This window comes from Frateuria sp. YIM B11624 (assembly GCF_049727805.1).
Classification (GTDB): domain Bacteria; phylum Pseudomonadota; class Gammaproteobacteria; order Xanthomonadales; family Rhodanobacteraceae; genus Frateuria_A.
The window spans coordinates 46327-68463 of the sequence record NZ_JBCNYA010000007.1; the positions used below are offsets into that span (position 1 = coordinate 46327).

Here is a 22137-nt window from a genome sequence, read left to right on the forward strand (position 1 = left end):
GGCCGGATGCCATGCTGATGTCAGGGACGATCCACGCAGCACGCCGCCGCGGATCGTGGCTGCGCCAGTTGCGGCGGCGGATGGACAACGCGATGTTCACCCGCGCGCGCTATTCGCAGCCGATGATGCCGGTGATGTGCCTGCTCGGCGGCCTGTTCATGCCGCTGTACTGGTTCATCTGGACCTACCTGCTGCCGCAGCCCTACGAGAACCTGTGGCTGCACCTGGCCGGCTGCGCGGTGCTGCTGCCGCTGGCGGCGCAGCACTGGTGGCCGCGGGCCTGCAAGCCGTGGCTGCCGCTGTACTGGTACGTGGCGATCACCTTCGTGCTGCCGTTCTTCTTCGGCTACCTGACGCTGCGCAACGGCGGCACGATCGGCTGGATGGCCGCGCACCTGTTCTCGATCTTCATCACCATGATGCTGTTCGACCTGGCCAGCTTCGCGCTGATCTTCAGCCTGGGCACCGGCCTGGCGGCGCTGGCCTTCCAGCTCGGGCCGCATGAGGCCTGGCCGCTGCACGCGATGCTGCAGTACGCGCCGGTGCTGGCGCTGACGCTGGTGCTGGGGCCGCTGGCCAGCCTGTCGCAGAAGTTCGGCGACCAGGCCAAGGTCAAGGCGCTGATCGGGGCCTCCAACAACATCGCGCACGAACTGCGCACCCCGCTGGGTTCGGTGCAACTGGCCGGCCGCGCGATCGGCCGCTACCTGCCCCACTTGCTGGAAAGCCACCGCCTGGCCCAGCAGGCCGGGTTGCCGGTGGCCGCGTTGCGCAGCCCGCACCTGCAGGCGCTGCAACGCGGCGTCGGCGTGATCGAGCACGAGGTCAACCACGCGAACACCGTGATCGACATGCTGCTCATGGCCGCCCGGCCGATGGGCAAGCTGCACATGGAGCCGCTGCACGCGCGCGCCTGCGTGGAGCAGGCGCTGGCGCGCTATCCGTATGCCTCGCGGGCCGAACGCGAGCGGGTCCATCTGGTTCCCGGGCCGCAGGACTTCGTGGTCAAGGGCTCCGAGCCGCTGCTCACCCACGTGCTCTTCAACCTGCTGCGCAATGCGCTGTTCCATACCGGTCGCGCCGGCAAGGGCGAGATCCGCGTGAGCCTGGACAACGACGCCGGCGGGCACTGCATCCGCTTGCGCGACACCGGTCCGGGCATTCCGCCCGACGTGCTGCCGCGCATCTTCAACCGCTTCTACTCCTACAGCGAAGGCGACTCGGACACCGGTCTCGGCATCGGCCTGGCCTTTTCGCAGAACGCCGTCGAGCGCATGGGCGGACGGATCAGCTGCCGTTCGCGCTGGGGCGAGTACACCGAGTTCTTCGTGACGTTTCCATCCGCCACGCTTCCGAACGTGCCATCTGGACAGGGACTTCCCGCATGAGCATCGACTTCCACGGCGATATCCTGCCGTTCCACTTCCCCACCACCACGCTGCTGGTGGACGACCATGAGAAGTACCTCGACAGCATGCCGCTGCTGCTCGACCCGGCCTTGCGCCTGCGCAGCTACAGCTCGCCGCGCAAGGCGCTGGCCGAACTGGGCAGCCACGGCATCCGCGCCGTGCCGGGCGGCGGCTGGATGTACCACTGGAAGGACCGCTCCTCGCAGACGCGCGAGCTGGTGGCATTGGACATCGACTCGATCCATCGGGTGATGTTCGATCCCGAGCGCTTCGCCGAAGTCTCCGTCGTCGTGGTGGACCTGAGCATGCCCGAGATGGACGGCATCGCCTTCTGCCGCGAGCTGGCCAATCCGCACATCGGCAAGATCCTGCTGACCGGCACCGCCGACGACTGCACGGCGATCGAGGCCTTCAACGCCGGCGTGATCGACCGCTTCATCCGCAAGAACGACCCGCAGGCGACGGAAAAGCTGCAGTTGGGCATCCGCGCGCTGCAGCGGCGCTACTTCGAGCGCGTCGGCGGCTTCGTTGCCGAGGCGCTGGCTCTGGGCAACGTGCGCTTCCTGCGCGACAAGGCCTTCCAGCAGGCCTTTCGCAAGCTGGTCGGCGACTTTCCGGCGGTGGAGTGCTACCTGCACGTCAACCCGACCGGCATGCTGCTGCTGGACGAGCGTGGCCGCGGCCGCTTCGTGCTGGTGCAGACCGACGAGGATCTGCGCGCGCACTACGAGATCGCCAGCGACCTGGGCGCGCCCGCCGAACTGCTGGCCGCGCTGCGCGAAGGCGACCGCCTGCCGTGGTTCGGCGCCGGCGACGGCTACTACCGCGAGGACATCGCCCAGCCCGAAGCCCTGCTGCATCCGGCCGTCACCGTGCGCGGCGAGCAGTGGTATCACCTGGCGCTGATCGAGGACGTCTCGCGCTTCCAGTTGGGCAAGCTGCGCAACTACCACGACTGGCTGGGCGAGCAGGACCAGGCGCTCGGTGCCTGATGTTCCGTAGGATGGGCTTCAGCCCACCGGTCGGATCGTCGGGAAAGCCGGTGGGCTGAAGCCCCCCTACGCCTTATGCAGCTACATTCGCTGCCGGCCGCGCAGGATCTGCCAGTACATCACCCAGTCGCCGGCCAGGCTGTAGAGCGGATGGCGGAAGGTGGCCGGGCGGTTCTTCTCGAACGCGAAGTGGCCGACCCAGGCGAAGCCGTAGCCGGCCACCGGCGCGAGCCATAGCCAGCGTGCCTCGCGGGTCGCGATCGCCACGACGATGACCAGCAGCACCAGCGTGCTGCCGGCGAAGTGCAGCCGCCGGCAGGCGGGGTTGCGATGTTCGCTCAGGTAATAGGGGTAGAAGTCGCGGAAGCTGGTGAACTCGGACATGGCGCGTGGCCTCCGGAAACTAGTGCTCGGGCAGCGGGATGAACTCGTGCTCGTCGCCGGGCACCACGCCGAAACGGCCTGCCGCCCAGTCGGCCTTGCCCTGCTCGATCCGCTCGCGCGAGCTGGCCACAAAGTTCCACCACAGGTGCCGCTCGCCATCCAGCGGCGCACCGCCGAACAGGATCAGCCGGCTGGGCCCGGGCGAACGCAGCGGCGACGCCGAGCGCGCGCCCTGCACTGCCATGCGGTCGATGCCGATCGCCACGCCATCCCATTCGACCTCGCCCTCGACCACGTACACGCCCCGTTCCGCATGAGCGTCCGGCCAGTCCAGGACCGCGCCCGCGGCCAGGCTGGCCTCGATCAGGAACATCGGCGCGAACACCTTCACTGGCGAGCGCTCGCCGTAGGCGTGTCCGGCCACCAGCAGCAGCTCGGCGCCGTCGCGGTGGATCCGCGGCAGCTCATCGGCACCATGATGATGGAACTCGGGCGCCACTTCGGCATCCTCGCGCGGCAGCGCCACCCACAGCTGGATGCCATGCAGCCGCTGGCCGTCGCGGCGTTCGTCCGGCGGCGTGCGCTCCGAATGCACGATGCCGCGGCCGGCGGTCATCCAGTTCACCTCACCCGGACGGATATCGGCCAGGCTGCCGAGGCTGTCGCGATGGCGGATCGAGCCCTCGAACAGCCAGGTGATGGTGGCCAGGCCGATGTGCGGATGCGGCCGCACGTCCATGCCCTTGCCCGGCGCGAAGTCGGCCGGCCCCATGTGGTCGAAGAACACGAACGGACCGACGTGGCGCGCCAGCAGCGCCGGCAGCAGGCGGCGCACGGTGAAGCCGTCGCCGAGGTCGTGCTTGCGGCCTTCGATCAAGCGGGGCGTGTGGTCCATGTCGTGTTCCCGTCCAGGCGCTACCAGGCGCGCTGGTACTGTACCGGCGCGGTGAGCGATACGCCCAGCTCCTGCGCCGCACGACGCGGGAAGTACGGGTCGCGCAGGCTCTCGCGCGCGACCAGCACCAGGTCGGCCTCGTGGTTGCCGACGATCTGCGCGGCCTGTTGCGACCCCGTGATCAACCCGACCGCGCCGGTGGCGATCTTCGCCTCGCGGCGGATCCGCGCGGCGAACGGAACCTGGTAGCCCGGACCGACGGGGATCTTCACGTGCGGCACCACGCCGCCGCTGGAGACGTCGACCAGGTCCACGCCCAGGGACTTGACCTCGTGCGCCAGGCGCACGCTCTCCTCCACGCTCCAGCCACCGTCCGCCCAATCGGTCGCCGAGACACGCAGCCACAGCGGCAGCGTGTCCGGCCACACCTCGCGCACCGCCGCCACGACCTCGCGCACCAGCCGCGTGCGGTTCTCGAAACTGCCGCCATAGGCGTCGGTGCGGTGATTGCTGAGCGGCGAAAGGAACTGGTGCAGCAGGTAACCGTGCGCGGCATGCACTTCGACCAGTTGGAAACCGGCGGCGAGCGCGCGCTCCGCGGCCGCACGGAAGTCGCCCACGACCTTGCGCAGGCCGGCCTCGTCCAGCGCCTGCGGCGTGTGCCAGCCCTGGTCGAACGGAAGCGCCGAAGGTGCCACCGTGGTCCAGTCGCCCTGCCCCGTGGGCAACGGGCCGCCGCCTTCCCATGGCCGCTGCGCGCTGGCCTTGCGCCCGGCGTGCGCGAGCTGCACGCCGGCAACGGCGTCCTGGCCGCGGATGAATGCGGTGATGGGCCGCCACGCGGCGACCTGCGCGTCGTTCCAGATTCCCGTGTCGCCTGGCGAGATGCGGCCTTCCGGCGAAACGGCCGTCGCCTCGGCGACCACCGCCGCGGCGCCGCCTACCGCGCGGCTGCCCAGGTGCACCAGGTGCCAATCGTCCGGCACGCCGTCGCGGGCCGAGTACTGGCACATCGGCGCGACGGCGATGCGGTTGCGCAGCGTGAGGCTGCGCTGGGCAAACGGGGTGAACAGTTCCATGCGGGAGCCTTGGCGACGGACAAGCCCACCAGATGACGCCACGCGCGCCATGCTTCAAGAGCCCGGCGTCCCGCGCGGGCTTGCCGCGGCTGCGATGCCCTCGCGACGGCCGCCGCGTACATCCCTACAAGGCGTCGTCCGCCCAGCGGGCGATGCGGGCGACTACCGGCTGCGGCGACTTCATCCAGCCGAAATGATCGGCGGGGCCGTGCAGCACCTCCGGCGCGAGCACGCCGCGCGTGGCATCTGCGCCGGGGAGTTTGCCCAGCAGCCATTCCAGCGAAGCGGCCGGCCCCAGCCAGTCGTCGCGCAGGCGCAGGGCCAGCACGGGTGCGGCGAAAGTGGCCATGCCCACCTCCAGGTCGCCCATGCCGCCGGCGGCGTACCGTCCCGTGCGGCCGCTGCGCGCCCAGTCGCGGATCACGCCGCGCGCCTCGTTGCCGCCGAAGCCGATGCGTCGTCCCGGGAAATGTCCGAACAGCGCAGCCAGCACCGGCGCCGCGGCATAGGCCGCGCCGATCAGCCAGGCATGGCGGAAATTCCGCCAGTACGGCGCGCCGCTGGCGACCAGCACCAGGCCAGCAACCTGCGCGGGATGCAACCCCGCATACACGCACGCCAGTTGGCCGCCCAGGCTGTGGCCGCCCAGCAGGCCTGGCGCCTTCGGCCAGGCGGCGCGGGCGGCGGCAAGTCCGGCGGGAACATCCTGCTGCAGCAGAACCCGGTAACCCCAGTCCTGCTGGCGCCCGGCACGGCGCTCGCTGGAGCCGATGCCGCGCCACTCATGCAGCGCCACGGCGATGCCGCATGCGGCCATCGCCTCGGCGAACGGCAGGTAATGCCTTGCCGGCACGCCCATCGCCGGCAACCAGTACAGCCAGCGGCGCGGAGCCGTCGCGCCGACCAGCAGCAGCTCGCTGGCCGCGCCATCGGCGGCGGTCACCCGCACGACGCGTGCGGCATCGTTCGAACCAGCATCCATGGCATCACACCCGAAAACCGCAGGCTAGCGAAGGCGCGCGGCGCGCACAAAAAAAGGCCGGCTTGCGCCGGCCTTAGGCAAATGATCGATTCGCCATTCAGGCCGGGGCGACTTCGTCGGCCTGCAGGCCCTTCTGGCCCTGCACGACCTTGAAGCTCACCTTCTGGCCTTCCTTCAGGCTCTTGAAGCCCGTTCCGCTGATGGCGCGGAAATGCACGAAGACGTCGGGGCCACTTTCCCGGCTGATGAAGCCGAAGCCCTTGGCGTCGTTGAACCACTTGACGGTGCCAATTTCACGATCCGACATGACTCACTCCGTTCTGCACGATGCTGAGACAAGTCGACCTCCCCTTTGGCCGACGGCTTACTGGGCATGCAGGGAGCGGGTGGAGCGAGGCGTGATTCGGGGAATCCCGCATCGGGGCACGCACGTGGACCGAGCAGACACAGTGGCTCAAGCATAACGGAATTTTCGTAAAAGCAATCCGTGCCGGAATACCCATGTTCCGGGCAAGAAAAAAGCCGGGCATCGCTGCCCGGCTTTCTCTCAGGTCCGTGCGGAAAACCGCTCAGGCCGGGAGGACCTCGTCGGCCTGCAGGCCCTTCTGGCCCTGCACGACCTTGAAGCTCACCTTCTGGCCTTCCTGAAGGCTCTTGAAGCCGGTGCCGCTGATGGCACGGAAATGCACGAACACGTCCGGGCCATTGTCGCGGCTGATGAAGCCGAAGCCCTTGGCGTCGTTGAACCACTTGACGGTACCGATCTGACGATCAGACATGAAACACTCCACAGGTTTTATTCAAAAAGAGACTCGACCGCCGCGGAAATGCGGGGCCGACTTACTGGTGTGCAAGGAAAACCCTAGGGGTGAATCGATGAAGCGCAGATCGTGATCGGCGGCATCGGGCCACAAAACTCTGGTGACCCCGGCAAACACAGTGCGCGCATCATAGCCGGTACCGATCGCCCGTGCGACCGCCAAAGCTGAACGGTGGCGATGCCACCGGGCACGGCGGTTTCAGCTTTTCTTCACGCTGCCGTTTGTCTAGTGTCGAGACCGCCAGCCGCGTTGCCGGCCGATACCCGCCGACCAGGAATGCCAGCCATGAAGCCCATCGTCCCGCGCCTGACCCTCGCCGTGCTCGGTGCCGGCCTGCTGCTCGCCGGCTGCGCCAGCCACCCTGCCCGCACCGGCGCAAGCGAGGCCGGCCATGCTCCGGCGGCCACCTCCGAAACCACGCCGGCAGGCACCGCGCGCTCCGGCGAAGAGCATGCCGCCCACGGCAATCGCGCCGCCACGAGCAACGCGCCGGAACGTTCCGCCCCGTTGCCCGAGAACACCGGCATTCCCGCCTGCGACGACTACCTGGCCAGCTACGTGGCCTGCCACCGCGCCGCGGCGATCTACAAGCCCGACCAGCTCCAGGGCCGCTACGAAGCGATGCGCACGAGCCTGCTGCGCGATTCGCAGGATTCGGCGACGCGTCCGACGCTCGCGGCACGCTGCAACTCGCTGGCCAGCCAGTTGCGCCAGGCCCTGCACGGGAAATCCTGCGACTCGGCCCCGGCCGCGGCGAGCAGCCAGGCCGGACACTAGCCGCTCGCGCCGGCAGCCTTCCAGTGGGCGCGCAGCGCGCGCCCGAACGCCGCCGGTTCGCTGCGCTCCAACCGCACCGTCGGCGTGCCGTGCCAGTGCGCGGTGCGGGCGATCGCGTCGGCCACATCGGCCACCAGGCGTGGCGAAGGATCCTGGCCCGGCTCCAGGAACAGCGCCTTGATCTCGAACACGCCCTCGCCGCGGTGCGCCTTGGCGTCCAGCCGTCCGACCAGGCTGCCACGGTGCAGGATGGGCAGCACGTAGTAGCCGTAGCGGCGCTTGGGCGCGGGCGTGTAGCACTCGATCGTGTACTCGAAATCGAACATGGCCTGCGCGCGGGCGCGGTCCCAGACCAGCGGATCGAACGGCGAAAGCAGTGCCGTGTGGGTGGCGCGCAACTGGCCGGCCCGCAGCTTGTCCAGCAGCGGCGCATGTTCGCGATGGACGTAACCGGGCGCGTCCCAGCCCCGCACCGGCACGGCGAGCAGTTCGCCGGCGGCGAGCAGCGGCGCCAGCTCGGTTTCGTCCACCGCGGGCTTGAGCCGGTAGTAGTCGGCGATCCAGCGCGCCTGGGTGATGCCCAGCGCCCGCACGCTGTCCAGGATGAACCGCCGGCGCAGTGCGGCCGGGTCGAGCGCGCTCGGCGCGAACGGCGGCTCGAGCGTAGCGAGCACGCGATCGGCCAGGTCGTACACGCGCTGGAAGCGCTCGCGCCGCGGCACCATCAGCTCGCCCAGCGCGAACCAGGCCTCCAGCCAACGCTTCTCCGGCTTCCATTCCCACCAGCCGCTCACCCCGCGATCGGCGCGCGGGAAATCGGCCGCGCGCACCGGGCCCTGCGTGCGGATGCGCTCGAGCAACTCGTCCATCTCCGTGCGGTGTTCGCGGTGCATGCGCGCGGCGTGGCGATGCGCCCAATGGGCGCCACGCTCGCGCCAGGCGCGGTGCAGCGGCAGGTCGGCGGCCGGCACGAAGCAGGCCTCGTGCGCCCAGCACTCGGCGATGCGGCCCTGCACCAGCGCCTGGTCCAGCCAGCCGCCGTCGTAGTCGCCCAGGCGCGCGTGCAGCACCAGGTAGGGGCTGCGCGCGACCACGTGGATGGAGTCGATCTGCAGCAGGCGCATGCGCTCGATCGCGGCCACCACGTCGGCCGGACGCGGGCGGCGACCGAGCGGCCGCAGCAGGCCTTGCGCGGCCAGGTGCAGGCGGCGTGCCTGGGCTAGGCCCAACGGCGCCGACGGGACGGGTGGAACGGACGGCAACGACGTCGACGGCTTCACGGAACCCTGTTGTCCAAGATGAGGCGGCGTTTACAAATCGTTTGCTAGCGTGCCGGAGCGCGGCAGCCCCATCGATTGCTTCCGTCCGCGTCCCCGCATTCTGGCATGGAGTCCCGCCGATGAAATCCCGCAAGCCACTGCTGTCCGCCCTCGCCGCCGGCTCGCTGCTGCTTTCCGGCGCCCTGCTGGCGCAGGACGTGCCCACCCCGCCCAGTCCGCCGACGCCGCCGTCGAACCCGACCGACACCGCGCCTCCTCCGCCGCCGACCACGCCGATGCCGCCTCCGCCGGCGGGCTCGCCGCAGTCGAACATGCCGCCGACGCCGCCACCGCCGCCGAACCCGGCCGACACGCCGCCGGCCCCGGCGACCAGTTCGGGCATGCAATCCATGCCGCCGCCGGCCACCAGCGCGCCGCCGCCGATGGACCACCAACAGGGCGGCATGAATGGCAGCCAGGACATGAACGGCGGCATGAACATGCAAGGCAACGCCAACGCGGGAGCCAACGTCGAGTTCAAATCCTCGATGGCACCGGCGCCCGACACCGGCCCGGCGCCCGACTTCAGCCAGCTCGCCAACGGCAAGAAGTCGATCAGCGCGGACCAGGCGGTCAGCTATCCGCCGCTGGCCAACGACTTCGACTACGCCGACAAGAACCGTGACGGCCGCATCACCCAGCGCGAGTACGACAGCTGGAAATCGCATTGAGCTTTTGCTCGACACTCCCCTCGCCGGCCCCCGCGGCCGGCTTTTTTTTGGCCGTCACCGCCGGTTCGGGCGCGGCTGGCTAGACTCGCGCCTTTACGCCACGGAACGAAGCCTCGATGAAGCCACTGCCGACCGCCACGCTCGCCCTGCTCGGCGGGCTGTGGGCCTGCGCCGCGCACGCGCAGAACCCCGACCCGATGGATATCCGCGCCTGCACCGCGATCGAGAGCGATGCCCAACGGCTGGCCTGCTACGACCACGCCACCGGGCGGGTCAACCTGCCGGTGGCGAAGAAGCGCGAAAGCGAGAGCGCCACGCAGCCCAGCCTGTTCGCCCACGACCGCAATCCCGGCCAGGCGTCTGCACAGGAGAATCCCGAGGTGGCCGCACCGCTGTCGTTGCTGGACAGCCGTTGGGAACTGGCGCCCGAAGCCAAGCTCGGCACCTACAACGTACGCGGCTACAAGCCGGTGTTCCTGCTACCGGTATTCGCCACCAGCAACCAGAACGAGCGTCCGCAAAGCCCCAATCCGCTCAACACGGTGACCAACCCGGAGCGGCTGGAGAACGTCGAGGCGAAGTTCCAGATCAGCTTCAAGACCAAGCTCTGGCAGGGCGTGTTCGGCAACGCCGGCGACCTGTGGCTGGGCTATACCCAGTCCTCGCGCTGGCAGGTCTACAACGACCACATCTCCCGCCCGTTCCGCGAGACCAACTACGAACCCGAGGCGATGCTGGTGTTCGACACGCACTACGACGTGCTCGGCTGGGACGGCCGCCTGCTCGGCATCGGCATCAACCACCAGTCCAACGGACAATCCAACCCGCTCTCGCGCAGCTGGAACCGCGTGATCGGCAACGTCGGCTTCGAGCGCGGCGACTGGACGGTGATGCTGCGCCCGTGGTGGCGCATCCCCGAGGGCGGCGTCGACGACAACAACCCGGACATCAGCGACTACATGGGCCGCGGCGAAGTGCAGATCGTGCACGAGTGGAACGGGCAGGAATTCGGCATGATGCTGCGCCATTCCTTCCGCGGCGGCAGCCGCAGCCACGGCTCGGCGCGGTTCACCTGGAGCTTCCCGCTGGCCGGCAACCTGCGCGGCTACATGGAAGTGTTCAAGGGCTACGGCGAGAGCCTGATCGACTACAACCACAACGCCACGTACCTGGGCCTGGGCGTGTCGCTGCTCGACTGGTACTGAGCCCGGGAAGACGCCGGGAAGCCGTGCGGGGAAGGCGATCGCCCTCCCCGCGCCGTCATGACCTCAGTGGTGATGTCCGCCCGGCCCGTGCACGTGCCCGTGCACCAGCTCCTCGGCGCTGGCCGGACGCACGCCGGTCACCTCGACGTTGAAGTGCAGCGTCTGCCCGGCCAGCGGATGGTTGCCGTCGATGTGTACCTTGTCCTCGTCCACGCGCACCACGGTCACGTTGATCACGCCCTGCGGGCCGCGGCCCTGGAACTGCATGCCCGGCTGGATGTCCTCCACGCCCTGGAACGCCTCGCGCGGCACTTCCTGCATCAGCTCGGCGTGGCGCACGCCGTAGCCTTCCTCCGGCACCACGTCGACCTTGAACTGGTCGCCCGCCTGGCGGCCGGCCATCATCTTCTCCAGCCCCGGCACGATCTGCCCCGTGCCGTGCAGGTAGGTCAGCGGCTCGCGTCCCTCGGAACTGTCGATCACGCGGCCCTCGTCGTCGGTCAGCGTGTAATGGAAGGAGGCGACGGTGTTGTCTGCGATCTGCATGTCGATCTCTGCTGGCAGGGAATGGGCCAGCTTAGCAGGTCGCCGTAGAGGGGCCGTCGACCTGCACGGCGGCATCGCGGTTGCGATACTTGCGTGCATGAGGATGCCCCGCACGCCGCTCCGGCTGTTCCCCCTGCTCGCGCTCGCCCTGCTGCCGCTGCACGCCTGGGCGATGGACCTGGCCGCCATGCGCGCGGCGATCGACGCGCACATCGCGCAACCGCGCTTCGCGGCGGCGCGCTGGGGCATCGCGGTGGTCTCGCTGGACAGCGGCCGCACGCTCTATGCGCACGACGCCGACAAGCTGTTCCAGCCGGCCTCCACCGCCAAGCTGTACACGGCGGCGCTGGTGCTCAACGGGCTGGATGCCAGCTATCGCATTCCCACCCGCGTGCTCGGTTCCCAGCCTGACAGGCGTGGGCGCGTGGATGGCCCGCTGGTGCTCTACGGCATGGGCGATCCCTCGCTCGGTGCCGATCCGTCCACTGCCGACTGGGCCGACGCGCTGGCCGCGCAGCTTGCCGGCCGCGGCGTGCGCCGCGTGCGTGGCGGCCTGGTGGCCGATGCCACCTATTTCGCCGGACCGCCGGTCGGCGACGGCTGGGAGGCTACCGATCTATTGGCGGGCTTTGCCGCGCCGGCCTCGGCCTTGAGCGTGGACGAGAACCAGTTGCGGCTCACCGTGGCGCCGGCCGCGGAAGCAGGCCGGCCCGCGCAGCTCACCTTCGAGCCACCGCACGCCGCGATGCCCGTGGCAGGGCATCTGTTCACTTCGCCTGCCGGCAGCGCCGACGACATCAACCTCTACCGCGCGCCGGGAGACGCGCTGCTGCACGCCTTCGGTTCCGTTCCCGTGCAGTCGTCTCCGCGCGGCTTCCGCCTGGCGATGGCCGATCCTGCGCAGGCTGCTGGCGCCGCGTTGCTACAAGCCTTGAAGCGGCGCGGCATCGCGGTCGACGGTCGCCTGCGGGTGGCGCGTTGGCCGCAGCAGGACACCGAGCTGCGCGCCGGCGCCGGCGTGCTGGCCGAAGTGCGTTCGCCGCCCCTCACGACGATCCTGCGCGAAGGCCTCAAGCGCTCGCAGAACCTCTACCTGCAGAACCTGCTGCAGCTCGCCGGCACGCGCGCCCACGCCACGGCAACGGCCGATGCCACGGCGCCGGCCGGTTTCCTCGACGCCGCCGACTGGGGCATCCGCGCGTTGCGCCAGTTGCTCGACCGCATCGGCATCCCGCCTTCGACCAGCCTGATCGGCGAAGGCACCGGGCTGTCGCGGCGCGATCTCACCACGCCCGCCGCGCTGGTGCGCCTGCTCGCCTTCCTCGCCAACGATCCCGACGCCGGTGCGTTGCACGACATGCTGCCGGTCGCCGGCGTCGACGGCACGCTGGCCGGGCGCATGCGCGGTACGCCCGCCGCGGGCAACGTGCATGCCAAGACCGGCAGCATGACCTACGTGAACGGCCTGGCCGGCTATGTGACCAGCGCCGCGGGCGAGCACCTGGCCTTCGCGATCCTGCTCAACGACTATGCGCCGCCGAAAGGGATGCCGGCCAGCGCCGACGTGGACGCGATCGCCGTGTGGCTGGCAGAGCTAAACGAGAAGACCCCGTAGGGCGCCAATCACCCGGCGACGCGCGTCGCGAGGTCCGCGCCGATCTTCTCCGGCGTGTCGGTCGGCGCGTAGCGCTTGACCACCTGCCCGTCCGGCCCGACCAGGAACTTGGTGAAGTTCCACTTGATCGCCTCGCTGCCGAGCACGCCCTTGCCCTCGCGCTTGAGCCAGCGATACAGCGGATGGGCATCCTTGCCGTTGACCTCGATCTTGGCGAACAGCGGGAAGTCCACCTCGTAGTTGAGGCTGCAGAACTGGCGGATGTCCGCCTCGCTGCCCGGCTCCTGGTGGCCGAACTGGTCACAGGGAAAGCCGAGCACGGTCAGCCCGCGGTCGCGCCACGCTTGCCACAGCGCCTGCAGCCCCGTGTATTGCGGCGTGAAGCCGCACTTGGAGGCGACGTTGACGACCAGCAGCCAGCGTCCCTGCCATTCGGAAAGCGAGCGTTCCCTGCCGTCGATGTCGCGGGCGGAGAAGTCGTAGACGCTGCTCATGCATGGGCTCCCGTTAGCGTGGCGGGCAGTCTACGCCGGCGGGGGCATATGCACATGAGCGATGGCCATTTCCCCACGTGTCCCCGGGAGGAGACGCTGCCGTGATGCAGCTCATCGTTTCCGCCCTGGTCTCCCTAGCCACCCTCGTGCTGCTGGGCTACGCGGCCTGCCGCGAGGCGCCGCGCCGGCCGGCGCGCGTACGCACGCGGCGCCGGTACCCGGGCCTGTAAGCGGCCTCAGGCCTCTGGCGGGATGTCGAACACCTGCCGCAGGTAGGCCACGTAGGCCGGGTCGTCGCACATGTTCTTGCCCGGCGAATCGCTGAGCTTGGCCACCGGCTGGCCGTTGCAGCGGACCATCTTGATCACGATCTGCAGCGGCGTCGGCCCGACGTCGTTGGTGAGGTTGGTGCCGACGCCGAAGGCCAGCTGGCAGCGCCCGCGGAAGTGGCGGTAGAGCTGCATCACCCGCGGCAGGTCGAGCGCGTCGCTGAACACCAGGATCTTGCTGCGCGGATTGACGCGATTGGCCTGGTAGTGCGCCAGCACCTTCTCGCCCCAGGCGAACGGGTCGCCCGAATCGTGCCGCGTGCCGTCGAACAGCTTGCAGAAGTACATGTCGAAGTCGCGCAGGAAAGCGTCCAGGCCGTAGACGTCCGACAGCGCGATGCCGAGGTCGCCGCGGTATTCCTTCGCCCAGGTCTCCAGCGCCACGCGCTGCGAGTCGCGCAGCCGCGGGCCGAGCGCCTGGTGCGCCTGCAGGTACTCGTGCGCCAGCGTGCCCAGCGGGGTGAGGCCGAGCTTCCACGCCAGCCACACGTTGCTGGTGCCGGCCAGTTGGTCGCCCAGGCCGTCGCGCAGGGTGCGCACCACCTCCTCGTGCCAGGCGCGCGAGAAGCGCCGGCGCGTGCCGTAGTCGGCGATGCGGCAATCGGCGTAGTCCGGGTCGCCGTGCAGCATCGCGATCTTCGCCTGCAGGCGCTTACGTCCCTGGGTCAGGTCCAGATCGGCCTGCGTGTTGCGGAAGTACACCTCGTTGACGATCGCCAGCAGCGGCACCTCGAACAGGATGGTGTGCAGCCACGGGCCGACGATGCGGATCTCGATCTCGCCCTCGGCGGTCGTCGACGGCGCGATGTCGACGTACTTGGCGTTGAGCTGGAACAGCCCCAGGAAGTCGACGAAGTCGCTCTTGATGTAGCGCCAGCCGCGCAGGTAGTCGAGCTCCTCGGGCGTGAAGCGCAGGCGGCACAAGGCGTCCAGCTCGGCACGGATCTCGCCGATGTACGGCACCAGGTCGATCCCCGGATTGCGGCACTTGAAGCGGTACTCGACCTGCGCCGCCGGATAGTGGTGCAGCACCACCTGCATCATCGAGAACTTGTACAGGTCGGTGTCGAGCAGGGACTGGACGATCATGCACGTGCCTGGCTGGATCCGGTGCACCGGATCGGGACGTGCATTATCGCCGTGCAGACCCAGATGCGGCGAGTCGGCTCAAGGCTCGCGTCCGACTTCCAGCACGGTGAAGCTCCCCGGCAGCACGGACGGATGGTGGTGCGGGCCGCCCTGCTCCGTGTGCACCGCGAACTGCGCCGCCGACAGGAACAGGTGGCCGGTGCGCGGATCCAGGGCGAGCGTGCGGGCGCTGGCCTGGGTGGGTACGGTGGCGAGTACGCGGTAATGGTCCGGGTCGTCCTCGTGCACCACCGTCAGCGTGCCATCCTGGCCGTTGGCGCTGTACACGATGCCGCGCCGGGGATCGAACGCGGCGCCGTCCGGCCCGTTGCCGATCGCGACGCTGGCCACGCGATGGCCGTCGTCGGCATCGAGCACCGTCATGGTGCGGTTCTGGCAGACCGAGAACAGGCGTCGGTGCGTGGCATCCAGTGCGAGCCCGGTGGGCGACTCGCACGGCGCCAGCGACCAGGTCGCCAGAAGTTTCGCTGTCTTCGGATCGAGTTCTGCCAGCTCGCTCTTGTCCTCGATGTTCACCCAGACACGTCCGGCGCCGTCGGTGACGGCGAACTCCGGCTTGCCCGGCAGCGCGATCGTCGCCAGCGGCTTGCCGCTGGCCGCGTCGAAGGCGGTGGCATTGGCGCTGCGGCCGTTGAAGGTGAAGACGCGCCGGCTGGCCGGGTCGTACAGGATCGCGTCAGGGTTGCCGCCGCTGGCTTCGAGCGTGGCGGTGGCTTTGAGCGTGCGGGTGTCGAACGCCGTCACCTTGCCGCTGCGGCCGTTGCTGATCCAGCCGCGATGCAGGGCCGGCGCCAGCGCGATGCCGTGCACGCCGTCCAGATGGCCGATGCGGCCCACGGTCGTCCCGCTGTCGGCATCGAGCACCACCACCTCGTCGCCGTGGCTGACGTACACGCGGCGCGCAGCGGCGTCGACCGCGAGGTAATCCCAGCCCTCGTCGCCGCCGGGCGCGTAGCGGTGCAGCACGCGATAGCCGGCATGCGGCGCCGATGCGGCCAGCACGGCAGTACACAGGCCGAGCGATGCGGCGAAAACCCGTCGGAAGGTGGCGTTCATGGCGGCGCTCCGTGGCGGACCCGCCGATGCTCGTACCGGCGGCTTACCGGGCGCTTATGCCGGGGTTGGCGGCCAGGGCATCCAGCGCACGGTCCCGCTGCGCCTTCGGCTCGTCGGCCAGGGCGCGAACCTGCGCGTAGAACGCCGGCCAGCGATGCCCGGCGCGGTCGTACAGCACGGCAAACGCGCCGGTCCAGCGGTCGTACAGCCCGAATGGCAACAGGCGCGCGTTGTTGACCGGCGCCGCGACCCACGCGTCGTAGCGATGGTCGCCGGGCCACTGCGTGTCCCGCCAACGGGCGTAGCGCCGGCGGAACGCCTCGATCTGCGCCCGCTTGCCGCGCGCCAGCACCGCCGTGTCGTGGCTGGAGGCATACGACTGCCTGAGCCGCTCGCGCAGATCCAGCACCAGCATGGTGAAGCCGCGTTCCATCGCCTGCGCGCGCGGATCGGGCGGCGGCAGCTCGCGCGCCCTGCGCCACTCGCGCAGGCCCTGCCGCTCGACGAAGCTGGCGAAGGATTCGTTGAAGGCGGTGTCGTCCTTCACGTAGAGCTGCTGGTGCGCGAGCTCGTGGAAGATCGTGCCGGCCAGTTCGTCGTCGTCCCAGCGCAGCATGCTGGAGACGATCGGATCGGCGAACCAGCCGAGCGTCGAATAGGCCGGCACCGGGCCGATCCACACGTCGTCGCCCTGCGCCTTCAGTTGCGCCGCGCGGGCCTGCGCGCGGGCCTGGTCGAAATAGCCGCGATAGGCCACGCAGCCGGCGATGGGGAAGCATTGAGGCACCGCGTCGACCGAATAGGGCAGCGTGGCGAACACGTTCCACGCCACGTAGGGCCGATGCAGGTCGACGTAGCTGGTGTAGCTGCGGTTGCGCGGCAAGCCCAGTTCCGAGGATGCGAACTGCCGGGCTTGCGCGGCCAGCCGCAGGCGCCGGGCGAGGTCTGGATCGATGGACGGATCGCGTACCACCTCGGCGATCGGCCGGCGGTGCACCAGCAGCGATGCCTGCCCGTGCGCCACGTGGGCGTAATAGCGAAGGCTGGCGCAGCCGCCGAGCAGCAGGCACAGCGCGGCGATGGCCAGGCGCACGGCGCGCCCACGGAAACGGGGTGGAGGCATGCCGCGATTGTGCCAAGCGCGCGTCCCGCGCACGAGCCGCGCGGGGAATCGGCCTGATCAGTGGTGGTCGTGGTCGCGCCGGCCGCGCCAGTCGCCGCGGTCATGGCCACGATCGCGATCGCCGCGGCCCCGCCAGTCGTGGCGTCCGCCACCGTCACGGTAGCGCTCGCGGCTCCAGTCGCGCCCGCGGTAATGATGCGAATCGCGGTACCAGACGCCACTCACGCCGACGCTCACGCCCGGTGCGTAACAGCAGCCGTAGCCCCAGCCGGGACCGTAGTAGCCGCCGTAACCGTAGTAGTCCGGCTCGTAGATCACCGACGGACCTTCGCCGTAGTAGGCGTCGCCCTGGTAACCGTTGCTGCGCACGTAGCTGTAGCCGGGGTCGTAGTAGCAACCCGACAGCGCGGCCGTGCCGAGCGCCAGCGCCAGTCCTGCAAGCAGACGTTTCATGGGCGCACCTCCATGAGTGAGGCCATGGAACGCACGCTAGTCTCGGCGGTTTGAATGCGCCCTGAGCGTCGCGCCCGGCCTTCCGGCACGGGCGCGGCTCCGGCGCAGGGACGGTCAGACCTTGGGGCCGCGCTGGCCGGCGATCACCGGAATGGTGGTCTTGGGCGCATCGCTGGGCAGCTGCGGACTGTTGCGCGTATGTACGGCCGAATCGCCGTGCGGCTGCGCGTTCGCGGAGTGGTTCGCCGCGCGGTCCCGTTCATGCTTGGCGTCGAGCAGGGCCTGGATGTGGGCGACCGCTTCTTCCGGGCTGATATGCCGGGTCGCCGGTGGATTGGCGGGTGCGGCGCCCTTGCTGGCGACGGGCCGGGTGGCGGGCCGGTTCGGCTTGCCGGCGGACGCAGCCTTCTTCACCGCCGGCTTGTTCGCCATCTTCGTGGCTGCCGCGGGAGCGGCCTTGCGGGTGGCCGCCTTCTTCGGGGCGGCTTTCCTTGCAGGCGCCTTCCTGGGGGCCGCCTTTTTCGGCGCCGCCTTCCTGGCAGCGGCCTTTTTCGGCGCGGTCTTCTTCATCGCCGCTTTTTTCGGCGCGGCCTTCTTCACTGCCGCCTTCTTCGGTGCGGCCTTTTTCACCGCCGCTTTCTTCGGCGCGACCTTCTTTGCAACCGCCTTCTTCGGCGCTGCCTTCTTTGTGGCCGGGCGCTTCCCGACGGCCTTCTTCGCGGCCGGGCGGGCGGCGGTGCGGTTCACCGGGGTCTTGATGCCGGTCTTCTTGCGGGCGGCGCTCTTCTTGGTCGCGGTGCCAGAGGCTGCCTTCTTTGCCGTGGATTTCTTCGCGGCCGACTTGCGGGTCGTTGCCATGCGTCATCACTCCTGCGGGTGGTCGATGCAGCCTTGCCCGCGTCGGCATGCTCCACGCACGCGGCGGAAAGACCTGCGCGTCCAGTATTGCGCGAGCGTCTTCCGCTGTCATGCGCGATCGCGGCATGAAACCCCGGCCGATTCAGGATGCGGGTGGCCGGCGCAGTTGCAGCACGTGCCGCTCACGGCAGCCGAATGCGTCACGTACGGCGTCATAGTCCCAGCGTTCGACGGTGCAGCGGTCCGCTCCCTCGCGATGCAGCAGGTTCACCGAGTTTGCGGTGTCGCCGCGTACGCGGCGCGACACCGCGGTGCCTGCCTGCACCACCCACAACGGCCGTCCGGCCGGCGCCGGCAAGGGGCGCACGTAGGGCAGATGGATATGGCCGCCCAGCACCACCTGCGCACCGGCGAGGGCCCATGCCCCGGCCGCCTGGGCGTGGCCGCGCAGCAGGTTGCGCTGGTCGGACGCGCGGATCACCGCCATCGGCTGGTGCACCACCACGACGCGCAGTTGGCCGGGCGCGGCATCGCGCAGGCGCGCGGCGACCCGGTCGACCTGCGCGGCCGACACCTCGCCCTGCTTGTGGCGCCACCAGCGCGTGGTGTTGACGCCGAGCACCAGCCAGTCCGCGGACGACCATGACGGTTCCAGTTCATCGCCGAAGGCGGCCCGGTAATGCGCGTACGGCGCCACCAGGCGGGTGCCCAGCGCGAACAGCGGGATGTCGTGGTTGCCGGGGATGGCCAGGTGCGGTGACGGCAGGCCCCGGACGAACGCGCGCGCCGCGGCGAACTGCGCCCGGCGCGCGCGCTGGGTCAGGTCCCCGGAGAGCACTACCAGCTCCGGCCGGACGTCCTGCACCAGCGCGCGCAGCGCGGCCAGCACCGGCGCCCGCTCGGTGCCGAAGTGCGAATCGGACATGTGCAGCAGCACGCTCACGATGCCTCCCGCCGGCCGGGCACCAGCAGCCGCAGCGGCTGCGGTGCGACCCGGAAGCGCAGTGGTAGTGACAGCCGCCCGATCTCGCCATCGATCGCCAGCTTGATGTGGCGGCGATGCGGCAAGGCCGCGTCCAGTTCGGCGAAGGCGAAGCTGTCGACTTTCTCGACGTCGCCCAGGTGCCCGGACAGGCCGCGCACGGCCGCCAGGATCATCCGCCAGCGCGCCAGCGGCGGCAGCACGATGCCGACCAGCCGGCCGCGATCGACGGCCTCCGCTTCGGGAATACCGATGCTTTCCAGTTGCAGTCGGTTGTTTGCCACCACCAGCGTGGTGCTGCGGCGAAGTTGCGCCCGGCCGTCCTCGCGCAGCGACAGCCGCAGGTCCGGGTAGTTGCCCAGCAGCGCGCGCAGGCCCGAAAGCAGCGCAACCAGCCGGTGCCGGCCGAAGCGGCGCTTGTCGCGCTCGCGCCGTTCCAGCAGGTCGGGGTACAGGCCCAGGCTGGCGTTCACCAGGAACACGCGCTGGTTGACCATGCCGACCTGTACCGGCACCTCGCGTGCATCGAGCAGGCCGCGCACGCCGGCACCGGCGTCACCCTCGGGCAGGCCGTGGCAGCGGCCGACGAAGTTGAAGGTGCCCTGCGGCAGCACGCCCAGCGGCAAACCGCTGGGAAGCACCGCCTGCACCACGGCGTTGATGGTGCCGTCACCGCCGGCCACCACCACTGTCCCGTCCTGTGCGCGCGCCGCCTCCACCGCCTCGCGGGCCAGCCCGCCCAGTTCGCGCGGGCGGCGCGCACGGAACAACCGGTACGGGTGCCCCGCGTCGTCGAGCGCGGTGCGGATGTCCCGTTCGGTCGCCTCGGCGTCAGCGCTGCCGGAACGGCGGTTGAGGACGATCGAAAACGGCCCCGGGTGGCCTTGCGGCGTGGGCATGGCCCTCCTACATGCGCGGATTCATGAGCAGTGCGAGGAAGTGAGTGAACACCCGCGGCTCTATCGCCAAGGTGAAGACCACGCCATAGGCTGCGCCCCACAGGTGCGCACTGTGGTTGATGTTGTCGCGGCCGACGCGGTCCATGTAGATCGAGTAGCCGACATAGAGCACCGCGTACAGGATCGCCGGCATCGGCAGGATGAACACGATGATGCGGTTCCACGGCGCGAACAGGATGTAGGCGAACAGCACCGCGGACACGGCACCGGAAGCGCCGAGGCTGTGATAGTTCGGATTGCGCCGGTTCTTGAGGTACGTCGGCAGGATGGAGACCACCAGACCACCTATGTAGAACAGCAGAAAGCCCAGCCTGCCGAGTTCCATGGCGTAGAAGCTCTCGATCGCCCGCCCGAAGAAAAACAGCGTCAGCATGTTGAACAGCAGGTGGCCGAAGTCGGCGTGCACCAACCCGTAGGTCACCAGGCGGTGGTATTCGCGGTGGCGCTGGATCGCCGGCGGCCACAGGATCAGGTCGTCCATCAGCTTGGGCTTGTTGAAGGCCAGGAACGAGACGACGCAGGTGATCGCGATGATGGCCAGGGTAAGCATGGTCGCGCGGGCTTCCTCGGGGATGGCGGATCGTCCATCTTGGCGCCGGCCCTGCGGCTTGTCGACCGCGCTTACGACGCCTGCGACATCACGGCGTATCATGCGCGCCTTTATCCGCCCGCTCCCCACGGACCCGCATGACCCCGACCCGCTACCTCCATCTGGACGTCTTTGCCGCTACTTGCGGCGGCGGCAACCACCTCGGCGTGGTGACCGACGCGCGCGGCTGGAGCGACGCGCAGATGCAGCGCTTCGCGCGCTGGACCGCACTGGTGGAAACCACCTTCCTGCTGCCGCCGTCGACGCCGCAGGCGAGCTACCGCGTACGCATCTTCACGCCGCAGCGCGAGATCCCGTTCGCCGGCCATCCCAGCGTGGGCAGCGCGCACGCCGCGCTGGCCTGCGGATTGGCGCAGCCGGTCGATGGCCTGCTGTGGCAGGAATGCGGCGCCGGCGTGCTGCCGATCCGCGTCGAGGGCGAGGGCGAGGAACGCGATCTGCTGCTGAAGTCGCCCGGCGAGCGCGTGGTCGCCACCGGCCGCGACGCACACCCGCTGCTGGCGGCCACGCTCGCCGGCGTCGAGCTGGGCGCGCTGCCGCCGGCGCTGGTCGACGGCGGCCGGCGCTGGTGGCTGGCCGAGGTCGCCGACGAGGCCAGCCTGCGCGGCTGGCTGCCCGACCACAGCGCGATCGGCGCACTGGCGCGGGCGACCGACAGCATGGGCCTGTGCGCCTTCGCGCGCAGCGGTTCGGGCGACTACCAACTGGTGGTCCGCGCCTTCCCCGCCGGCGTGGGCATCGTGGAGGACCCGGCCTCGGGCGCCGCCAACGGCTTGATCGCCGCCTACATCGCCCACGCGGAGCCCGAGGGTGCGCTCTCGCGCGGCTACGCGATCAGCCAGGGCCGCGAGATGGGCCATGACGCCAGGCTGCTGGCGCGCATCGAGCCGGATGCGATCTGGGTCGGCGGCCGCGCGCACACCGTGGTCGACGGCCTGCTGCGCTGGAACGGCGCGTGAGCGGCACGCCGCAGATCTGGGTCGATGCCGACGCCTGCCCCGGACCGATCAAGGAGATCCTGTTCCGCGCCGCCGAGCGCGCGCAGGTGATGGTCACGCTGGTGGCGAACCAGATGCTGCGCACGCCGTCCACGCGCTGGGTGCGTGCGATCCAGGTCGCCGGCGGCTTCGACGTCGCCGACAACGAGATCGTGCAGCGTTTGGCCGCGGGCGACCTGGTGGTGACGCAGGACATCCCGCTGGCCGCGCAGGCGATCGACAAGGGCGCGCTGGCGCTGCACCCGCGCGGCGAGCTCTACACGCGCGAGACCATCGCGCAGCGCCTGTCGATGCGCAATTTCATGGACGAACTGCGCGGCGCAGGCGTGGACACGGGCGGCCCGTCGGCGTTCCACGCGCGCGACCGGCAGGCCTTCGCCAACCAGTTGGACCGCTGGCTGCAGCAGCGCCCGAAGAACGCGTAGGGTGGG

At 69.9% G+C, this 22137-nt stretch carries 26 protein-coding genes; 9 read left to right on the forward strand and 17 right to left on the reverse strand.

Annotation, left to right across the window (positions count from 1 at the left end; translation table 11 throughout):
• The first annotated feature begins 17 nt into the window (after nt 1–17).
• Together AAIL17_RS05110 and AAIL17_RS05115 are read left to right on the forward strand one after the other, a co-directional pair.
• Entirely contained in the window at nt 18–1388 is a 1371-nt protein-coding gene (locus AAIL17_RS05110) for a sensor histidine kinase (RefSeq protein WP_424681743.1), read from the forward strand.
• On the forward strand, nt 1385–2401 hold the full coding sequence (locus AAIL17_RS05115; RefSeq protein WP_424681744.1) for a response regulator: 1017 nt from the start codon (nt 1385–1387) through the stop codon (nt 2399–2401). The genes AAIL17_RS05110 and AAIL17_RS05115 overlap by 4 nt, the downstream gene beginning before the upstream one ends.
• An 81-nt stretch (nt 2402–2482) precedes the next feature.
• On the opposite strand, the gene AAIL17_RS05120 is transcribed toward AAIL17_RS05115, so the two are convergent.
• The 6 genes from AAIL17_RS05120 to AAIL17_RS05145 form a co-directional block, all read right to left on the reverse strand.
• Complete coding sequence (locus AAIL17_RS05120; protein WP_424681745.1) at nt 2483–2785, reverse strand: Mpo1-like protein; 303 nt, start codon at nt 2783–2785, stop codon at nt 2483–2485.
• 19 nt (nt 2786–2804) lie between these two features.
• The gene (locus AAIL17_RS05125; protein ID WP_424681746.1) at nt 2805–3680 is read right to left on the reverse strand and encodes a pirin family protein; all 876 of its coding nucleotides are present in this window, start codon (nt 3678–3680) and stop codon (nt 2805–2807) included.
• Between the two features lie 20 nt (nt 3681–3700).
• On the reverse strand, nt 3701–4759 hold the full coding sequence (locus tag AAIL17_RS05130; protein ID WP_424681747.1) for an NADH:flavin oxidoreductase/NADH oxidase: 1059 nt from the start codon (nt 4757–4759) through the stop codon (nt 3701–3703).
• A gap of 124 nt (nt 4760–4883) precedes the next feature.
• Complete coding sequence (locus AAIL17_RS05135) at nt 4884–5741, reverse strand: alpha/beta fold hydrolase (RefSeq protein WP_424681748.1); 858 nt, start codon at nt 5739–5741, stop codon at nt 4884–4886.
• A 97-nt stretch (nt 5742–5838) separates the two neighbouring features.
• Nucleotides 5839–6048 (reverse strand): cold-shock protein, encoded by a 210-nt coding sequence (locus AAIL17_RS05140; protein ID WP_091333775.1) that lies wholly within the window; start codon nt 6046–6048, stop codon nt 5839–5841.
• Between the two features lie 262 nt (nt 6049–6310).
• Nucleotides 6311–6520, reverse strand: coding sequence for a cold-shock protein (locus tag AAIL17_RS05145; protein WP_049622117.1), 210 nt, complete (start codon nt 6518–6520; stop codon nt 6311–6313).
• A gap of 327 nt (nt 6521–6847) precedes the next feature.
• Between AAIL17_RS05145 and AAIL17_RS05150 the strand changes: the two genes are divergently transcribed.
• Nucleotides 6848–7339 carry a hypothetical protein gene (locus AAIL17_RS05150; RefSeq protein ID WP_424681749.1) on the forward strand — a complete coding sequence of 164 codons (492 nt, stop codon included), beginning with the start codon at nt 6848–6850 and terminating at the stop codon, nt 7337–7339.
• On the opposite strand, the gene AAIL17_RS05155 is transcribed toward AAIL17_RS05150, so the two are convergent.
• Nucleotides 7336–8619 (reverse strand): winged helix-turn-helix domain-containing protein, encoded by a 1284-nt coding sequence (locus AAIL17_RS05155; RefSeq protein WP_424681750.1) that lies wholly within the window; start codon nt 8617–8619, stop codon nt 7336–7338. The two genes, AAIL17_RS05150 and AAIL17_RS05155, sit on opposite strands and share 4 nt — an antisense overlap.
• A 119-nt stretch (nt 8620–8738) precedes the next feature.
• On the opposite strand from AAIL17_RS05155, the gene AAIL17_RS05160 reads away from it, so the two are divergent.
• The gene (locus AAIL17_RS05160) at nt 8739–9329 is read left to right on the forward strand and encodes a hypothetical protein (RefSeq protein ID WP_424681751.1); all 591 of its coding nucleotides are present in this window, start codon (nt 8739–8741) and stop codon (nt 9327–9329) included.
• Between the two features lie 116 nt (nt 9330–9445).
• On the forward strand, nt 9446–10534 hold the full coding sequence (locus tag AAIL17_RS05165) for a phospholipase A (RefSeq protein ID WP_424681752.1): 1089 nt from the start codon (nt 9446–9448) through the stop codon (nt 10532–10534).
• Nucleotides 10535–10597: 63 nt separating this feature from the next.
• On the opposite strand, the gene AAIL17_RS05170 is transcribed toward AAIL17_RS05165, so the two are convergent.
• Nucleotides 10598–11080 (reverse strand): FKBP-type peptidyl-prolyl cis-trans isomerase, encoded by a 483-nt coding sequence (locus AAIL17_RS05170; RefSeq protein WP_424681753.1) that lies wholly within the window; start codon nt 11078–11080, stop codon nt 10598–10600.
• Nucleotides 11081–11177: 97 nt separating this feature from the next.
• On the opposite strand from AAIL17_RS05170, the gene dacB reads away from it, so the two are divergent.
• Nucleotides 11178–12695 (forward strand): D-alanyl-D-alanine carboxypeptidase/D-alanyl-D-alanine endopeptidase, encoded by a 1518-nt coding sequence (gene dacB / locus AAIL17_RS05175; protein ID WP_424681754.1) that lies wholly within the window; start codon nt 11178–11180, stop codon nt 12693–12695.
• A gap of 8 nt (nt 12696–12703) precedes the next feature.
• On the opposite strand, the gene AAIL17_RS05180 is transcribed toward dacB, so the two are convergent.
• Nucleotides 12704–13189 carry a glutathione peroxidase gene (locus AAIL17_RS05180; RefSeq protein ID WP_424681755.1) on the reverse strand — a complete coding sequence of 162 codons (486 nt, stop codon included), beginning with the start codon at nt 13187–13189 and terminating at the stop codon, nt 12704–12706.
• Between the two features lie 101 nt (nt 13190–13290).
• Here AAIL17_RS05180 and AAIL17_RS05185 point away from each other — a divergent pair, with 101 nt between their 5' ends.
• The gene (locus AAIL17_RS05185) at nt 13291–13419 is read left to right on the forward strand and encodes a hypothetical protein (RefSeq protein ID WP_424681756.1); all 129 of its coding nucleotides are present in this window, start codon (nt 13291–13293) and stop codon (nt 13417–13419) included.
• 6 nt (nt 13420–13425) lie between these two features.
• Here the strand turns inward: AAIL17_RS05185 and pncB are convergent, their stop codons facing one another.
• From pncB to AAIL17_RS05225, 8 genes are all read right to left on the reverse strand, one after another.
• The gene (pncB, locus tag AAIL17_RS05190; RefSeq protein WP_424681757.1) at nt 13426–14607 is read right to left on the reverse strand and encodes a nicotinate phosphoribosyltransferase; all 1182 of its coding nucleotides are present in this window, start codon (nt 14605–14607) and stop codon (nt 13426–13428) included.
• 78 nt (nt 14608–14685) lie between these two features.
• Entirely contained in the window at nt 14686–15723 is a 1038-nt protein-coding gene (locus AAIL17_RS05195) for a YncE family protein (protein ID WP_424681758.1), read from the reverse strand.
• Nucleotides 15724–15766: 43 nt separating this feature from the next.
• A complete protein-coding gene (locus AAIL17_RS05200; protein WP_424681759.1) occupies nt 15767–16846 on the reverse strand; it encodes an aminopeptidase in 1080 nt (359 codons plus the stop codon).
• Nucleotides 16847–16903: 57 nt separating this feature from the next.
• On the reverse strand, nt 16904–17299 hold the full coding sequence (locus AAIL17_RS05205; RefSeq protein ID WP_424681760.1) for a hypothetical protein: 396 nt from the start codon (nt 17297–17299) through the stop codon (nt 16904–16906).
• Nucleotides 17300–17413: 114 nt separating this feature from the next.
• Nucleotides 17414–18157, reverse strand: a complete 744-nt coding sequence (locus AAIL17_RS05210; protein ID WP_424681761.1) for a hypothetical protein — start codon at nt 18155–18157, stop codon at nt 17414–17416.
• A 142-nt stretch (nt 18158–18299) separates the two neighbouring features.
• Nucleotides 18300–19100 (reverse strand): metallophosphoesterase family protein, encoded by an 801-nt coding sequence (locus tag AAIL17_RS05215; protein ID WP_424681762.1) that lies wholly within the window; start codon nt 19098–19100, stop codon nt 18300–18302.
• Nucleotides 19097–20038: a diacylglycerol/lipid kinase family protein gene (locus AAIL17_RS05220; protein WP_424681763.1), complete on the reverse strand. Its 942-nt coding sequence runs from the start codon at nt 20036–20038 to the stop codon at nt 19097–19099. Before AAIL17_RS05220 ends, AAIL17_RS05215 begins: the two co-directional genes overlap by 4 nt.
• Before the next feature lie 7 nt (nt 20039–20045).
• Complete coding sequence (locus AAIL17_RS05225) at nt 20046–20648, reverse strand: rhomboid family intramembrane serine protease (RefSeq protein WP_424681764.1); 603 nt, start codon at nt 20646–20648, stop codon at nt 20046–20048.
• Between the two features lie 137 nt (nt 20649–20785).
• Between AAIL17_RS05225 and AAIL17_RS05230 the strand changes: the two genes are divergently transcribed.
• Both AAIL17_RS05230 and AAIL17_RS05235 read left to right on the forward strand, forming a co-directional pair.
• Nucleotides 20786–21667: a PhzF family phenazine biosynthesis protein gene (locus AAIL17_RS05230; protein ID WP_424681765.1), complete on the forward strand. Its 882-nt coding sequence runs from the start codon at nt 20786–20788 to the stop codon at nt 21665–21667.
• Complete coding sequence (locus tag AAIL17_RS05235; RefSeq protein WP_424681766.1) at nt 21664–22131, forward strand: YaiI/YqxD family protein; 468 nt, start codon at nt 21664–21666, stop codon at nt 22129–22131. The genes AAIL17_RS05230 and AAIL17_RS05235 overlap by 4 nt, the downstream gene beginning before the upstream one ends.
• Nucleotides 22132–22137: the final 6 nt, after the last annotated feature.

Excerpts from the sequence above, each read along its gene's own strand:
- AAIL17_RS05110 (WP_424681743.1), top strand. The coding sequence starts at position 18 with ATGTCAGGGACGATCCACGCAGCACGCCGCCGCGGATCGTGGCTGCGC.
- AAIL17_RS05115 (WP_424681744.1), top strand. The coding sequence starts at position 1,385 with ATGAGCATCGACTTCCACGGCGATATCCTGCCGTTCCACTTCCCCACC.
- AAIL17_RS05120 (WP_424681745.1), bottom strand. The coding sequence starts at position 2,785 with ATGTCCGAGTTCACCAGCTTCCGCGACTTCTACCCCTATTACCTGAGC.
- AAIL17_RS05125 (WP_424681746.1), bottom strand. The coding sequence starts at position 3,680 with ATGGACCACACGCCCCGCTTGATCGAAGGCCGCAAGCACGACCTCGGC.
- AAIL17_RS05130 (WP_424681747.1), bottom strand. The coding sequence starts at position 4,759 with ATGGAACTGTTCACCCCGTTTGCCCAGCGCAGCCTCACGCTGCGCAAC.
- AAIL17_RS05135 (WP_424681748.1), bottom strand. The coding sequence starts at position 5,741 with ATGGATGCTGGTTCGAACGATGCCGCACGCGTCGTGCGGGTGACCGCC.
- AAIL17_RS05140 (WP_091333775.1), bottom strand. The coding sequence starts at position 6,048 with ATGTCGGATCGTGAAATTGGCACCGTCAAGTGGTTCAACGACGCCAAG.
- AAIL17_RS05145 (WP_049622117.1), bottom strand. The coding sequence starts at position 6,520 with ATGTCTGATCGTCAGATCGGTACCGTCAAGTGGTTCAACGACGCCAAG.
- AAIL17_RS05150 (WP_424681749.1), top strand. The coding sequence starts at position 6,848 with ATGAAGCCCATCGTCCCGCGCCTGACCCTCGCCGTGCTCGGTGCCGGC.
- AAIL17_RS05160 (WP_424681751.1), top strand. The coding sequence starts at position 8,739 with ATGAAATCCCGCAAGCCACTGCTGTCCGCCCTCGCCGCCGGCTCGCTG.
- AAIL17_RS05165 (WP_424681752.1), top strand. The coding sequence starts at position 9,446 with ATGAAGCCACTGCCGACCGCCACGCTCGCCCTGCTCGGCGGGCTGTGG.
- AAIL17_RS05170 (WP_424681753.1), bottom strand. The coding sequence starts at position 11,080 with ATGCAGATCGCAGACAACACCGTCGCCTCCTTCCATTACACGCTGACC.
- dacB (WP_424681754.1), top strand. The coding sequence starts at position 11,178 with ATGAGGATGCCCCGCACGCCGCTCCGGCTGTTCCCCCTGCTCGCGCTC.
- AAIL17_RS05180 (WP_424681755.1), bottom strand. The coding sequence starts at position 13,189 with ATGAGCAGCGTCTACGACTTCTCCGCCCGCGACATCGACGGCAGGGAA.
- pncB (WP_424681757.1), bottom strand. The coding sequence starts at position 14,607 with ATGATCGTCCAGTCCCTGCTCGACACCGACCTGTACAAGTTCTCGATG.
- AAIL17_RS05195 (WP_424681758.1), bottom strand. The coding sequence starts at position 15,723 with ATGAACGCCACCTTCCGACGGGTTTTCGCCGCATCGCTCGGCCTGTGT.
- AAIL17_RS05200 (WP_424681759.1), bottom strand. The coding sequence starts at position 16,846 with ATGCCTCCACCCCGTTTCCGTGGGCGCGCCGTGCGCCTGGCCATCGCC.
- AAIL17_RS05205 (WP_424681760.1), bottom strand. The coding sequence starts at position 17,299 with ATGAAACGTCTGCTTGCAGGACTGGCGCTGGCGCTCGGCACGGCCGCG.
- AAIL17_RS05210 (WP_424681761.1), bottom strand. The coding sequence starts at position 18,157 with ATGGCAACGACCCGCAAGTCGGCCGCGAAGAAATCCACGGCAAAGAAG.
- AAIL17_RS05220 (WP_424681763.1), bottom strand. The coding sequence starts at position 20,038 with ATGCCCACGCCGCAAGGCCACCCGGGGCCGTTTTCGATCGTCCTCAAC.
- AAIL17_RS05225 (WP_424681764.1), bottom strand. The coding sequence starts at position 20,648 with ATGCTTACCCTGGCCATCATCGCGATCACCTGCGTCGTCTCGTTCCTG.
- AAIL17_RS05230 (WP_424681765.1), top strand. The coding sequence starts at position 20,786 with ATGACCCCGACCCGCTACCTCCATCTGGACGTCTTTGCCGCTACTTGC.